We start from the raw sequence: 12,487 nt of genomic DNA, 5'->3' as shown, positions 1-12,487 counted from the left end.
CCCGTTCTCGGCGCGCCTTTGGCGCGGTTGCCTTGCTTCGGGTCTCACCAAGGAACAGGCCCGAAGATCAGACCGTGATCGGCTGCATCACCTGCGGCTCGATCACATCCACCCCCGGCAGGCCCTTGGCCAACACCTCGGCCGATTGTTCAAGCGCCGGGAAGGTGCGGTAATGGCCGGGGATCACCGTCTTGAAATCAAAGTATTCCCGCGCCGCCCAGGCCGCCTGTTGCATGTCCATGGTGTAGTAGCCGCCCGCCGACAGGATGCCGATGTCGGGTTTGAAATAGGCCCCCATCCAGCCCATGTCGGCCATGATGGCGGTGTCGGAGGAATGATAGATCGTGTGACCCTCGCCCGCGATCATGAAGCCCGTCTCTGACCCCATGTAGCGGGCCGCCCCGTCCACCGCCATCGAGGAGCTGTGCGAGGCGGGAACCATGGTCACCGCCACCGCGCCAAACCGCACCGTGCCGCCGGTATTGAAGGCATTGCCTTCGACAGCCCCCATGCCCACCAGCGTGGACGCAAGTTCATACATCCCCGACACCGGCGCGCCGGTCTTTTGGCTGATCTCGACGATATCATTGGTGTGGTCGAAATGGCCGTGCGTCACCAGGATCTGTGTCGCCCCCGCGATGGCGGCCTCTGCGTCCTGCCCCTCCATCATGGGGTTGCCGTTGATCCACGGGTCGATCAGCAGCACCTCGCCGCCGATCTCGATTCGGAAACTGCCGTGGCCAAGCCAGATGATCTGCATGAAAACCTCCCTTGCTGGTTCTGACCAAGCCTAACATGTCGGCAGCCCGAGACCAGTCTGTCCGAGGGGCCGGATTGTCGGAGGCCTGCGCCCTGTGGCAGATGTTGTTTGGGGTATTTGGACAGAGAAGAAACATGGATTGGACGCGGGCCATCGACGGATATTGCGAGCGGCTGGGGCCAGAGTTCTGGGCGGAGCCGCTGAACGCCGTGACCAACGCGGCCTTTGTGCTGGCGGCGGTGGTCCTGTGGCGGCGCACCTTCGGGCTGGGGCGGGTGCTTTGCCTGATCCTTGGCGTGATCGGTTTTGGGTCGTTCCTGTTTCACACCTTTGCGCAGCCCTGGGCGGGGATCGCGGATGTGGTGCCGATCCTGATCTTTGTGCTGGTCTATATCTACGCCGCAAACCGCGATTTCTGGGGGCTGTCGCTTTGGCCCGCGTTGGGGCTGACGGGGTTGTTCATTCCCTTTGCCGCCGTCACCGCGCCGCTGTTTGCTCTGGTCCCCGGACTGGGCGGCACCGCCAGCTATGCGCCAGTGCCGCTGTTGATCGCCATCTATGCCGTGCTGCTGCGCCGCCGCGCGCCGGACACCGCGCGGGGACTGGCCATCGGCGTGGTGATCCTGCTGGTGTCGATGATGGCGCGCATTCTTGATGGGCCTTTGTGCGCCGCGCTGCCAATCGGTACGCATTTCCTGTGGCATCTGCTCAATGCGGTGATGCTGGGCTGGATGATCGCGGTCTGGACGCGCCATGTGCTTGCGGCGCGGCAGGCGGGGCGCTAAAGCCTGCCCTTGATCCGGAAACGAATGAGGCCCCCATGTCGATCGACATCGAGACAGCGGCGCGCGTGGCGAAACTTGCCCGCATCAAGGTGGAAAGCGATGATCTGCCCGCGCTGGCGCAATCCTTCAACGACATCCTTGGGTTCATCGAGCAGTTGAACGAGGTGGATGTCGAGGGCGTCGAGCCGATGGTGTCGGTGACGCCGATGCGGCTCAAGCGGCGCACGGACGGGGTGACCGACGGCAATATGCAGGACAAGATCCTGTCGAACGCGCCCGACGCGCGCGAAGGCTTCTTTGCGGTTCCGAAGGTGGTGGAATGACGGATCTCACGAATTTGAAGATCGCCGAGGCGCGCGATGCGCTGCGCAAGGGCGACGTGACCAGCGTGGACCTGACCGAGGCCTGCCTGAGCGCCATCGACAAGGCCGGTGCGCTGAACGCCTTTGTCCACAAGACGCCAGAGATCGCGCGCGCACAGGCCGCCGCCGCCGATGCGCGGATCAAGGCGGGCGATGCGCCGTCGTTGTGCGGCATTCCGCTGGGCATCAAGGATCTGTTCTGCACCAAGGGTGTGGCCTCTCAGGCGGCCTCTGCCATCCTTGACGGGTTCAGGCCGGAATACGAATCCACCGTGACCAGCCAGCTGTTTGACGCGGGCGCGGTCATGCTGGGCAAGCTGAACATGGACGAATTCGCCATGGGCTCATCGAATGAGACCAGCACCTATGGCAACGCGGTGAACCCGTGGCGGCGCGGCAATGACGACGCGCAATTGACGCCGGGCGGATCCTCTGGCGGGTCGGCCTCGGCGGTGGCGGCGGACCTTTGCCTTGGGGCGACGGGCACCGACACCGGCGGCTCGATCCGCCAGCCCGCGGCCTTTACCGGCATTACGGGCATCAAGCCGACCTACGGGCGCTGTTCGCGCTGGGGAATCGTGGCTTTTGCCTCGTCGCTGGATCAGGCCGGGCCGATGGCTAAGGACGTGCGCGACGCCGCGATCATGCTGCAGGCGATGTGCGGCCATGACCCGAAGGATTCGACCAGCGCCGACCTTGCAGTGCCGGATTTCGAGGCGATGCTGACCGGCGACATCAAGGGCAAGACCATCGGCATTCCGCGCGAATACCACATGGACGGGATGCCCGAGGAGATCGACGCGCTTTGGGCCGAAGGGCGCAAGATGCTGCAGGATGCGGGCGCCAAGCTGGTCGACATCAGCCTGCCGCATACAAAATACGCACTGCCCGCCTATTACGTGATCGCGCCCGCCGAGGCGTCCTCGAACCTCGCGCGTTATGACGGGGTGCGCTATGGCCACCGGGCAAAGCTGGCACAGGGCGACGGCATCACCGAGATGTACGAAAAGACCCGTGCCGAAGGCTTTGGCGAAGAGGTCAAGCGTCGTATCATGGTCGGCACCTACGTGCTGTCGGCGGGGTTCTACGACGCCTATTACAACCGCGCGCGCAAGGTGCGGACACTGATCAAGAAGGACTTTGAGGATGTGTTTGCGCAGGGCGTGGACGCGATCCTGACGCCCGCGACGCCCTCTGCCGCCTTTGGTCTGGGTGAGATGACAGAGGCCGATCCGGTGCAGATGTATCTCAACGACGTGTTCACCGTGACGGTGAACCTTGCCGGTCTGCCGGGGATTTCGGTGCCTGCGGGGTTGAGCAAGCAGGGGCTGCCGCTGGGTCTGCAACTGATCGGGCGGCCGTGGGAAGAGGGTGATCTGCTGAATTGCGCCTATGCGCTGGAGCAGGCCGCAGGATTTGTGGCCAAACCGGTTAAATGGTGGTAGGGCGGGCCGCAAAAGAGCAGACAGGACGAATGATGCGGACCCGATTCCTGATTTTGGCGGCGCTTGCGGTGGCGGCCTGCGAACCCATCGTGCCCGACAGCGGCGCGAAAGTGCCCGATCCGGGCGCAGGCGTGGGCTTTGGCAGTTACGATGACTATGCCGCGCGCCGCGAGGCGCAGCTGAACGGGCAGACGGCGTCGATCCCGGCGGCGACGCCGGTGCAGTCCGGCCCGATCGACGAGAGCGATGTCGTCGCCGCCGCTGCGGCCCGCGCGCTCAATTCCGGTGTGCCCCCTGTCGATGCGGCCCCCGGCAATCCGGCGCCGCCGGTGGTGGCCAACGCACGCGGCATTTCCGGCGAGAACGATTTTACCGCCGTGTCCGCGACCCGCGACATCGCCGCCGACGCCGCGATGATTCAGCGCAACCGCGCGCAATATTCCGTCATCCAGCCCGAGGCGCTGCCCAAGCGGCCCGGCTCTGACGCGCCCAACATCGTGGAATACGCCCTGCGCACCACCAACCCGGTGGGCACGGCGCTGTACAAACGATCCTCCTTCAACGGCAGCTCGCGGTCGCAGCGGGCCTGTGCGGCCTATGCCTCTGCCGATCTTGCGCAGGAGGATTTCCTGGCGCTGGGCGGCCCCGAGAAAGACCGCAAGGGTCTGGACCCGGATGGCGACGGCTTTGCCTGTCGCTGGAATCCGGCACCGTTCCGCGCGGTGCGCGGCGGCTGATCCACTATGACGCCGGAGCCGATCTGGCATCCTTCGCCGAACTTCGGGGATCGGCGCGGACCCTCTGCGCCGGATATGGTTGTTCTGCATTACACCGCCATGACCACGGCGGAGGCGGCGCGCGACTGGCTGTGCGCGCCTGAAAGCGAGGTGTCCTGCCATTACGTGATCGCCGAAGACGGGCGGCTGTGGCAATTGGTGCAGGAAAGTGACCGCGCCTGGCACGCCGGGCAGGGGACATGGGGCGGGGCGGCTGACGTGAACTCGCAGTCCATCGGCATCGAACTGGCGAACACCGGCTTTCATCCCTTCCCGGAGCCGCAAATGGCGGTGCTGGAGGCGGTGCTTGCAGGCCTCTTTACCCGTTGGACCGTCCCGCCGGAGCGGGTTGTGGGCCACTCCGACACCGCGCTGGGCCGCAAGACCGACCCCGGTGGGCGGTTCGACTGGCAACGGCTGGCACGGCTCGGGCTGGCGGTCTGGCCAGAGGTGCGGGGTGGTGGTCTGGATGCGGCGCGGTTCTGGCAGGATTGCGCGGCGTTTGGCTATGAGGTGACGCCCGAGACGAAACCGGACGTGCTGAACGCCGTCAGGCTGCGGTTCCGCCCCTCGGCGACGGGGCCGCTGGACGGCACCGATTGCGCCATCATGGCGGATCTGGCCGAACGCTATCCCTGTCGGGGTCCGGCGGGGGCGTGATCCAGAGGAGCGCGACCGCGCGCTGGTTTCCGCCCTTGGCGAGGTGACGTGTCCCACGGGTGGTTCGGGTGTGGAGAGCGCGCGCAGCTTCTGACTTCACCAGAACGAAGATCTTCGTCCCTGACCCATCCTCTCGCCCCGCTCTGGACCTGACAGCGCCGACCGCCCGCGCCAAGCGAAATAGCGGTCTCCCGCCGGGCCGCGTCAAGCCGCGATGCTGGCGCGTGGAGCGGCGGGGCCCTCCGCGATTTCGCTTGTCCCGACCGTCCGGCGCTGTCGTTCGGTCCGCGCGGCGAGAGGCTGGCTCCGGAACGAAGATCGCGGCCGGCGTGGCGGGTCTATTCTAACCCGTAGGGCAGCACGTCGCGGCGGTTGGGGGTGGTGGTCAGGCGCTTTTCCAAGGGCGGGACAGAGCGTTGATGGCAATGGGTGCGTTCGCAGATGCGGCAGCTGATGCCGATGGGTTCAAACGCGCTGGCGCGGGTGAAATCGAGGTCGTCGGCGTAGACGAGGGCGGCGGCGTGGCGCACCTCGCAGCCGATCGAGATCGCGTAGCGGCGCACCGGCGCGCCAAAGTGACCGCCGGTTTTGGACACATCACGCGCAAGGCTGATGTAGCGTACGCCGTCCGGGGTTTCCGCCAGTTGGCGCAGAAAGCGGCCCGGGGTCTCAAAGGCACGGTGGACGTTCCACAGCGGGCAGGCCCCGCCGAAGCGGGCAAATTGCAGCCGCGTGGCCGAGTGGCGTTTGGTGATCGTGCCCGCCTGATCGACCCGCACAAAGAAGAACGGCACGCCTTTGGAACCGGGGCGTTGCAGGGTCGACAGCCGGTGCGCCACCTGTTCGACCGAGGCGCCAAAGCGCGCTGCCAGCAGTTCCAGATCGTGCCGGGTTTCCTGTGCGGCGGCCAGAAACGCCTTGTAGGGCATCATCGCGGCCCCGGCGAAATAGTTGGCAAGGCCCAGCTTGGCGATGGCGCGGGCCTCTTCGGACTGGAACCGGGCGAGGTCCAGCGTCGCCTCCAGCAACTGGTTCTGGCGGAACAGCGCCACCTGCACCAGCAATTGAAAGGTCTGCGTTTCCACCGGCAACAGCGAGGACAGCATCAGTTCCTGACGCTCTTCGTCAAAGGCGCGCATCGGTGCTGTCTGGGACAGGCGGACGGTGATGCCGCGCGCCTCCAGCCTGTCAATGCAGGCGCTGCGGATATTGGTCTCACCGGCGTGCAGCTGGGCGAAATGTTCGGCGGCGCGGTCCACCGCGTCGATGTAGTTGTCGCAGTAGTGGAAGAAATCCCGCACCTCTTCCCACGGGCTGGGCTGTAGCTGTGCGCCTTCGCGGCCCAGGGCCTCATCCAGCGAGGCGAGGCGTTCATGCGTCTGCCGGTAGGCGCGGTGCAGGGCAAGGAACGCGCGCGCCAGAACCGGCGCGTTCGAGGCGGTCAGCCGCAGGTCAGCCAGTTGCGGCGTGCTTTCGCCAAAGACCGGATCGGCCAGCGCTTCGCGCATGTCGGTGACCAGCCGTTCGGCATCGCCTTGGCCCAGTTCGGTCACGTCGTAGCCGAACTCCTGCGCCAAGGCCAACACCACCGTGGTGCTGACCGGGCGGTTGTTGTTCTCCATCTGGTTGAGATAGGGCAGCGAGATCCCCAGCTTGGCGGCGAAATCCTTTTGCGTCAGGTGCAAACGGGTGCGGATGTCGCGCAGCTTGGCGCCGGCGTAGAGTTTCTGGGTGGCCATTCGGGGATTCCGGTTTTGCATCTTTGCTTAATCGTCGCGCGAAGATGCAAATTTTGTCAGGCGGCGTCCAGCCCCCGCAATTGCCGGGCGCGCCGGATCACCACCAAAATCGCCCCGACAGATGCAAGGCCGGAAAAGAACATCATCCACAGCAGCGGCCACGCCCCGCTGCCCGGTTGCAACAGCGCGCTGGCCAGTTGCGACAGTGCCGCGCCGCCCCCGAGCATGATCGCCCCCGCCAGACCGGAGGCGGTGCCCGCCAGACCGGGCCGGACCGACAGCGCGCCCGCGGTGGCATTGGGGATCGTCAACCCGTTGCCCAACCCCACAAAGGTCATGAAGCCGAAGAAAACCCAGGCATTGCCCAGCCCCATCGCAAAGACCACCAGCGACAGCGCCATGCCACCGGACACGATCACGCCGCCCCACAGCACCATGGAATTGATCCCGATCCGGGACGAAAACCGCCCCGACAGGAAGTTGCCTAGCGCATAACCCACGGCGGGCGCGCCAAAGAAGAACCCCAGCACCGTGGTTGACAGGCCAAACACCTCGATCCCCACATAAGAGGCGCCGCCGACATAGGAAAAGAACGCGCCGGAGGAGAACGCGCAGGCCAGGGCATAGCCCCAGAAACGCGGGCTGCGGAACAGTTCGGGGTATTCGCGGAACTGCTGGCCAAGGGTCAGCCCGCTGGCGGTTGTCGTCTCGCCCAGATCGCGCAGGCACAGCGCGATCAGCGCCAGCCCGAGCGCCAGCATCAGCCAGAAATTCGCATGCCAGCCGTAATTCTGCGCCAGCCAGCCGCCCGCGATGGGGGCCAGCATCGGCACCAGCGACATGCCCATGGTCACATAGCCGATCATCGAGGCGGCCTCGTTCGGCGGATAGAGGTCGCGAACCACGGCGCGGCTGAGGACCATGGCGACGACGACGCTGGCCTGTAGCATCCGGAAGATCAGGAAAACCGTGATATTGGTCGCCAGCAGGCAGCCGACGGTGGCCAGCGCGAAAATCACCATTCCGCCAAGAATGACCGGCCTGCGCCCCAGCTTGTCCGAGATCGGCCCGATAAACAGTTGCAACACCGCATTCCCGGCCAGATAACCGGATACCGAAAACTGCATCACCGCGTAATCGGTCTCAAACCATTCGGCCATGATCTGCAACGACGGCACAAAAATATTCATCACCAGCGCGGACATTCCGGCCAGCAGAACCAGTGTGACAATATGCGGCGGGGTGCTGCGGTCGAGGAACCGCACCTGATTTGTGGTTTGCATGGCAGTATCGGTATGCCGCGTTTCGGGGATTGTCCAATGCTAGCACGGCTTTTGGCGTCGGTTCGCTAATTTGCACTATTCACCATGTGGGGATTTGCCTGTTTGCAAATTTGCGAGGAATCCCTTGAGGCCCCGCGTTTCCCCTGTATTTTCCGCCCAAACCGGAAGGGGTCGCAGATGAAAGACATTATCCAGGAATTGCATGACCGCCGCGAGAACGCACGTCTCGGCGGCGGGCAGAAACGCATCGACAGCCAGCACGCCAAGGGCAAGCTGACGGCGCGTGAACGGATCGAGCTTTTGCTCGATGAGGGCAGTTTCGAGGAATACGACACCTTCGTCGCCCACCGTTGCACCGATTTCGGCATGGAGCAGAACCGTCCCTACGGTGACGGCGTTGTCACCGGCTGGGGCACCATCAACGGCCGCATGGTCTATGTCTTCTCGCAGGACTTTACCGTGCTTGGCGGGTCGGTTTCGGCCACCCATGCGCAGAAGATCTGCAAGGTCATGGATATGGCGATGCAGAACGGCGCGCCGGTCATCGGTCTGAACGACTCCGGCGGTGCCCGCATCCAGGAAGGCGTGGATGCGCTGGCGGGCTATGCCGACATCTTCCAAAAGAACATCGAGGCCTCGGGCGTGATCCCGCAGATCTCTGTCATCATGGGGCCCTGCGCGGGCGGCGCGGTCTATTCGCCTGCCATGACCGACTTTATCTTCATGGTGAAGGACACCTCTTATATGTTCGTCACCGGCCCCGATGTGGTCAAGACGGTGACCAATGAGATCGTCACCGCCGAGGAACTGGGCGGGGCCTCGACCCACACCAAGAAATCCTCCGTCGCGGACGGCGCGTTCGAAAACGACGTCGAGGCGCTGGCCGAGGTCCGCCGCCTTGTGGATTTTCTGCCGCTGAACAACCGGGAAAAGCCCCCGGTGCGCCCCTTCTTTGATGAGGTCGACCGGATCGAGGCCAGCCTTGACACCCTGATCCCCAGCAACCCCAACATGCCCTACGACATGAAGGAGTTGATCACCAAGGTCGCGGATGAGGGGGATTTCTACGAGATCCAGCAGGATTTCGCGGGCAATATCATCACTGGGTTCATCCGTCTCGAAGGGCAGACCGTGGGTGTTGTCGCCAACCAGCCGATGGTGCTGGCGGGCGTGCTGGACATCGACAGCAGCCGCAAGGCCGCGCGCTTTGTCCGCTTCTGCGACTGTTTCGAGATCCCGATCCTGACCCTTGTCGATGTGCCCGGCTTCCTGCCCGGCACCGCGCAGGAATACAACGGTGTCATCAAGCACGGTGCCAAGCTGCTGTTCGCCTATGGCGAGGCCACCGTGCCGATGGTCACGGTCATCACCCGCAAGGCCTATGGCGGGGCTTATGACGTCATGGCCTCCAAGCATATGAAGGCGGACGTGAACTATGCCTGGCCGACGGCGCAGATCGCCGTGATGGGGGCCAAGGGCGCGGCAGAGATCATTCACCGCGCCGATCTGGGCGACCCGGCCAAGATTCAGGCCCATGCGGACCGGTACGAAGACCGCTTTGCCAATCCCTTCATCGCGGCGGAACGCGGGTTCATCGACGAGGTGATCCAGCCGCGTTCGACCCGGCGGCGGGTGGCCAAGGCCTTTGCGATGTTGCGCAACAAGCAGCAGAGCATGCCGTGGAAAAAGCACAACAACATCCCGCTCTGACAGCATGGGGAGAGGTGGCATGACACGCGGTCAAGACATGGCGTTTCACCCGGTCACGGCCGTCGCGCGGGCGGCGGGCGTCGGCCTGTGGTCCGCATCGGTCCGGTGCAGGCACGGCGGCGGAGTACCCGCATGAGGCGGAACGGCTGGCATACCCATGAAAAGGACGGGCGCTATGTGCTGGCCCGCCACTGGCCGCCGCGTTTCGACGTGGCCGCGATCAGTGGATTTCCGCCGGTGCGGGCGGCCTGGCTGGCGCGGCAGATCCGGCAGGATCTCTGGCGCACATTTCAGCACTTGCGCGGTTTTTCTCCCGTGGTAGAAGTTGCCGCCACGGAAGACGGCGTGATCGTGCGCGCTGGCGGTCGCCTCTCGGGGCGGACCCCGCCGGGCACAGAGGGCCGCATCCGCGATCTGCTCGACAGTCCTGCGCATCGCGCGCGCTGGATGGTCTGTGCGGGGGAGGACGCCTGATGCGGGTGTCACGGAATACAGCCTCGGGCGCGCCCGAGGCCAAGGCGGCCCCGGTGGGAGGAGCCGCGGGTGTCAAAACCCGCTGGTGCCGGGGCTGCCGCCTAAAGATCTCACATCCGAAAGTCATCAGGCTGGGCGCTGCCGCCATTGCCGGGCTGTTTGCCGTGCCGCTGGACGCCGCGCAGCAGGTCTTGCCGACCTCGGGGCTTGAGATCGAACTGCATGACATCATCGCGCAGCCGCCGGTCTGGCGGGTGCGCTACATCGCGCCAAATCTGGCGCAAGACGGTTTGCCCTTTGCCGATGTGGCCGGGGACATGGAGCTTTTGTGTACCCAGGACGCGCTGCAACGCATCACCCAAGAGGGCGGCGCGCCGTCGCAAATCGTGATCACGCTGATGTCCGCGCCGGTGGAATTCGGCGTCATGACACCCGGCGTCACCCAATTTTTCGAAAGTTACACGGTCGAAAGCGACCTCTGCATTTGGGAAGCTTTTTAATGACTCCACAATATCTTGCGGCTCGACTCTCATGTGGACAAGTATTTGCGGCTTCTGTGTCACAGCGCGAATCGTTGCCACGGGCGGCGTATCTTTTTCCACAACCCTCGGTTAGGTTCGCTGGTGATTGCACCCAAGCAATCGAAACCTCAGAACGGGGACAGGCAGGGCGCTTGCGCGCTGAATGTTTCATTGCACTAGACAGGAGTAGACGATGTCCAAGAGCATCAAACTGCTTGCCATGTTCGCTGTCATCGCAGGCGTCTCGGCTTGCGCGCAGCAAGAAGAAGAAGAGTATATCGTCGTCGATCCCGAGCCCATCTCGGTCGAGCCGGTTTACACAGGCAAGTACAAGTAAGAACCTATCGGGGCGGGCCAGTGCGTCCGTCCCGCTTTCCCGCACCAACGGGGCAGCGTGCGGACCCCGGCAGGGTCGCCGCCGACTTTCGCGCCACGCCGATGCGCGCGCCCATGTGCCGGAGGTCGGCACATGCTGAAGCATCGCGGATTCCCCGGCCGCCTCAGCGGCACCGACTATCAGTTTGTCATTCGCCGCGCCAATCCCAAGGGCGTCTCGCCGATCACCCGCCGCGAACGTTATCGCGACCGTCGTCCGCCGGACCGCCGCGCCGACACCGCCTTTATGGCCGCGCTCTGGCGTCACTTCGGAACCGAACCGTTCGAGCGGGGCAATCTGGACGCAGGCCGCCTGTCGTGGCTGTTTGGCCGCGAGGTGCTGCCGGTTGACGACCCGTTCGATCCGGAGAGCTACGAGGCGCTTCTGGTCATCGACGAACAGGCCGCCCGCGCCGCCTTTCCCGAGGCCTTCGACGAGTCGGAGGACTGGGAATGAACGTGGGCGTAATCTTGCCAGTTCCCGGCCAGATTGCGCGGGGCGTTGCCGATGGATTCTTTCCGCGCATTGCGGGCTTTGCAGAGCCGCAGGATTCTGTAAGCGTGACCTTGGGTCGCGGCCCGGGTCCCATACCGTCCCTTCGTCCCCGCGCATCCCAACCCCCCTCGGGGCGGCCAGGTCAGTCCCCGGCCCGGTCGCCCCATCTTCTCTCTATATCCGAAAAACCTGTATGCTACCAAAGGGTTGGCGGATTCCCGCGCCCGGATCGCGGGGCCGGGGAATGGCGCTGGCAATTCCGGTCCCGATGGTGTTGTGTCGTCTCGGAGCAGTCGACCCGAGATGAGGAGAACCTCACATGCGCACAGACATCACGATCCGCTATCCCTTTGCCCTCTGCCTTGGCGCGGCCACTGTGCTGGCGGGCTGTGGCGACAACCTTGGCGAGCAGGCGGCCTATGGCGCCGGGGCCGGGGCGGCCTCTGCCGTGGCGTTGGACACCAATGTCCTCACCGGTGCCGCCGTCGGCGTCGCAACCAATATCGCCTATTGCAGCACCTACCCCTCGCGCTGCTGAGACCGCGCTCCGGCGGGTTGTCGCGCATCATGCGCTGGAACCCGCCAACCGGATGAAAGCCGCGCGGAACGATCTTTCGCCTGACACGTTTGCCCTTCATCATCCTGTCGTTCTGACATGGGACAAGGAGGCTTCCTCATGCGTATCATCACCCTTTCCGTCGCTCTTGCCGCAACCCTTGGCCTTGCGGCCTGCGAAGGCACAGACCTTGAACGCGGCGTCATGGGCGCGGGCATTGGCGCGGCCAGTGCCGCAGCGACCGGGCGCAGCGTGGCTGCGGGCGCGGCCATCGGCGGCGCAGCCGGCGTCGTCTGTGACGACGTCACACCGGAGTTGTGCAGAAAGTAACCAGATCATCGGCGGGCGCCTGACACGCGCTGCCCCCGTACCGTTTCAACGCCGTCCGGACCGCAGGGTCCGGGCGGCGTTTGCATGTGCAGATGCGCGCCCGAACGGCGCCAAGAAGAAGGGACAGACATGTTCGACAAGATCCTGATCGCAAACCGGGGCGAAATCGCCTGCCGGGTCATCAAGACCGCCCGCAAGATGGGCATCAAGACGGT

16 protein-coding genes are annotated in these 12,487 nt (G+C 64.7%); 13 read left to right on the top strand and 3 right to left on the bottom strand.

All coding sequences use genetic code 11. The annotated features are described in order from the left end of the window. Positions 1–67 precede the first annotated feature (67 nt). Complete coding sequence (locus ACN0S5_RS10140) at positions 68–760, bottom strand: metal-dependent hydrolase (protein WP_417208062.1); 693 nt, start codon at positions 758–760, stop codon at positions 68–70. A 134-nt stretch (positions 761–894) separates the two neighbouring features. Between ACN0S5_RS10140 and ACN0S5_RS10135 the strand changes: the two genes are divergently transcribed. Genes ACN0S5_RS10135 through ACN0S5_RS10115 form a run of 5 tightly spaced genes read left to right on the top strand, consistent with a single transcriptional unit; the run spans position 895 to position 4,788 of the window. Beyond that, positions 895–1,545 (top strand): ceramidase domain-containing protein, encoded by a 651-nt coding sequence (locus ACN0S5_RS10135; protein WP_417208061.1) that lies wholly within the window; start codon positions 895–897, stop codon positions 1,543–1,545. A 35-nt stretch (positions 1,546–1,580) separates the two neighbouring features. Next, complete coding sequence (gene gatC / locus ACN0S5_RS10130; RefSeq protein ID WP_417208060.1) at positions 1,581–1,868, top strand: Asp-tRNA(Asn)/Glu-tRNA(Gln) amidotransferase subunit GatC; 288 nt, start codon at positions 1,581–1,583, stop codon at positions 1,866–1,868. Further along, positions 1,865–3,352 carry an Asp-tRNA(Asn)/Glu-tRNA(Gln) amidotransferase subunit GatA gene (gene gatA, locus ACN0S5_RS10125; protein WP_417208059.1) on the top strand — a complete coding sequence of 496 codons (1,488 nt, stop codon included), beginning with the start codon at positions 1,865–1,867 and terminating at the stop codon, positions 3,350–3,352. Before gatC ends, gatA begins: the two co-directional genes overlap by 4 nt. Before the next feature lie 29 nt (positions 3,353–3,381). Continuing rightward, complete coding sequence (locus ACN0S5_RS10120) at positions 3,382–4,089, top strand: hypothetical protein (protein ID WP_417208058.1); 708 nt, start codon at positions 3,382–3,384, stop codon at positions 4,087–4,089. A gap of 6 nt (positions 4,090–4,095) precedes the next feature. Further along, complete coding sequence (locus tag ACN0S5_RS10115; RefSeq protein ID WP_417208057.1) at positions 4,096–4,788, top strand: N-acetylmuramoyl-L-alanine amidase; 693 nt, start codon at positions 4,096–4,098, stop codon at positions 4,786–4,788. Between the two features lie 338 nt (positions 4,789–5,126). Here the strand turns inward: ACN0S5_RS10115 and ACN0S5_RS10110 are convergent, their stop codons facing one another. Together ACN0S5_RS10110 and ACN0S5_RS10105 are read right to left on the bottom strand one after the other, a co-directional pair. Next, positions 5,127–6,527 (bottom strand): helix-turn-helix domain-containing protein, encoded by a 1,401-nt coding sequence (locus ACN0S5_RS10110; protein WP_417208056.1) that lies wholly within the window; start codon positions 6,525–6,527, stop codon positions 5,127–5,129. A 56-nt stretch (positions 6,528–6,583) separates the two neighbouring features. Beyond that, entirely contained in the window at positions 6,584–7,810 is a 1,227-nt protein-coding gene (locus ACN0S5_RS10105) for a multidrug effflux MFS transporter (protein ID WP_417208055.1), read from the bottom strand. 177 nt (positions 7,811–7,987) lie between these two features. Between ACN0S5_RS10105 and ACN0S5_RS10100 the strand changes: the two genes are divergently transcribed. The 8 genes from ACN0S5_RS10100 to ACN0S5_RS10065 form a co-directional block, all read left to right on the top strand. Continuing rightward, positions 7,988–9,520: an acyl-CoA carboxylase subunit beta gene (locus ACN0S5_RS10100; protein ID WP_417208054.1), complete on the top strand. Its 1,533-nt coding sequence runs from the start codon at positions 7,988–7,990 to the stop codon at positions 9,518–9,520. A 132-nt stretch (positions 9,521–9,652) separates the two neighbouring features. Next, a complete protein-coding gene (locus tag ACN0S5_RS10095) occupies positions 9,653–9,994 on the top strand; it encodes a hypothetical protein (RefSeq protein WP_417208053.1) in 342 nt (113 codons plus the stop codon). Continuing rightward, complete coding sequence (locus ACN0S5_RS10090) at positions 9,994–10,494, top strand: DUF6497 family protein (protein ID WP_417208052.1); 501 nt, start codon at positions 9,994–9,996, stop codon at positions 10,492–10,494. Before ACN0S5_RS10095 ends, ACN0S5_RS10090 begins: the two co-directional genes overlap by 1 nt. A gap of 214 nt (positions 10,495–10,708) precedes the next feature. Next, on the top strand, positions 10,709–10,852 hold the full coding sequence (locus ACN0S5_RS10085; protein ID WP_162846276.1) for a hypothetical protein: 144 nt from the start codon (positions 10,709–10,711) through the stop codon (positions 10,850–10,852). A 132-nt stretch (positions 10,853–10,984) separates the two neighbouring features. Continuing rightward, a complete protein-coding gene (locus ACN0S5_RS10080; RefSeq protein WP_323771389.1) occupies positions 10,985–11,347 on the top strand; it encodes a hypothetical protein in 363 nt (120 codons plus the stop codon). A gap of 358 nt (positions 11,348–11,705) precedes the next feature. Beyond that, positions 11,706–11,924, top strand: coding sequence for a hypothetical protein (locus ACN0S5_RS10075; RefSeq protein ID WP_417208051.1), 219 nt, complete (start codon positions 11,706–11,708; stop codon positions 11,922–11,924). A 138-nt stretch (positions 11,925–12,062) separates the two neighbouring features. Next, entirely contained in the window at positions 12,063–12,272 is a 210-nt protein-coding gene (locus ACN0S5_RS10070) for a hypothetical protein (RefSeq protein WP_417208050.1), read from the top strand. 84 nt (positions 12,273–12,356) lie between these two features. Then, a partial coding sequence (locus ACN0S5_RS10065) for a biotin carboxylase N-terminal domain-containing protein (protein WP_417208136.1) occupies positions 12,357–12,487 on the top strand: 131 nt, incomplete at its 3' end.

Source organism: Antarctobacter sp. (genome assembly GCF_048262615.1).
Lineage (GTDB): Bacteria > Pseudomonadota > Alphaproteobacteria > Rhodobacterales > Rhodobacteraceae > Antarctobacter.
Note: the sequence above shows the minus strand (reverse complement) of the source record. Positions and strands in the feature narration are given on the sequence as shown.

Coding starts and splice junctions, on each gene's coding strand:
- ACN0S5_RS10090 (WP_417208052.1), top strand. CDS start 9,994: ATGCGGGTGTCACGGAATACAGCCTCGGGCGCGCCCGAGGCCAAGGCG.
- ACN0S5_RS10100 (WP_417208054.1), top strand. CDS start 7,988: ATGAAAGACATTATCCAGGAATTGCATGACCGCCGCGAGAACGCACGT.
- ACN0S5_RS10120 (WP_417208058.1), top strand. CDS start 3,382: ATGATGCGGACCCGATTCCTGATTTTGGCGGCGCTTGCGGTGGCGGCC.
- ACN0S5_RS10085 (WP_162846276.1), top strand. CDS start 10,709: ATGTCCAAGAGCATCAAACTGCTTGCCATGTTCGCTGTCATCGCAGGC.
- ACN0S5_RS10115 (WP_417208057.1), top strand. CDS start 4,096: ATGACGCCGGAGCCGATCTGGCATCCTTCGCCGAACTTCGGGGATCGG.
- ACN0S5_RS10095 (WP_417208053.1), top strand. CDS start 9,653: ATGAGGCGGAACGGCTGGCATACCCATGAAAAGGACGGGCGCTATGTG.
- gatC (WP_417208060.1), top strand. CDS start 1,581: ATGTCGATCGACATCGAGACAGCGGCGCGCGTGGCGAAACTTGCCCGC.
- ACN0S5_RS10105 (WP_417208055.1), bottom strand. CDS start 7,810: ATGCAAACCACAAATCAGGTGCGGTTCCTCGACCGCAGCACCCCGCCG.
- ACN0S5_RS10070 (WP_417208050.1), top strand. CDS start 12,063: ATGCGTATCATCACCCTTTCCGTCGCTCTTGCCGCAACCCTTGGCCTT.
- ACN0S5_RS10135 (WP_417208061.1), top strand. CDS start 895: ATGGATTGGACGCGGGCCATCGACGGATATTGCGAGCGGCTGGGGCCA.
- gatA (WP_417208059.1), top strand. CDS start 1,865: ATGACGGATCTCACGAATTTGAAGATCGCCGAGGCGCGCGATGCGCTG.
- ACN0S5_RS10140 (WP_417208062.1), bottom strand. CDS start 760: ATGCAGATCATCTGGCTTGGCCACGGCAGTTTCCGAATCGAGATCGGC.
- ACN0S5_RS10080 (WP_323771389.1), top strand. CDS start 10,985: ATGCTGAAGCATCGCGGATTCCCCGGCCGCCTCAGCGGCACCGACTAT.
- ACN0S5_RS10110 (WP_417208056.1), bottom strand. CDS start 6,527: ATGGCCACCCAGAAACTCTACGCCGGCGCCAAGCTGCGCGACATCCGC.
- ACN0S5_RS10075 (WP_417208051.1), top strand. CDS start 11,706: ATGCGCACAGACATCACGATCCGCTATCCCTTTGCCCTCTGCCTTGGC.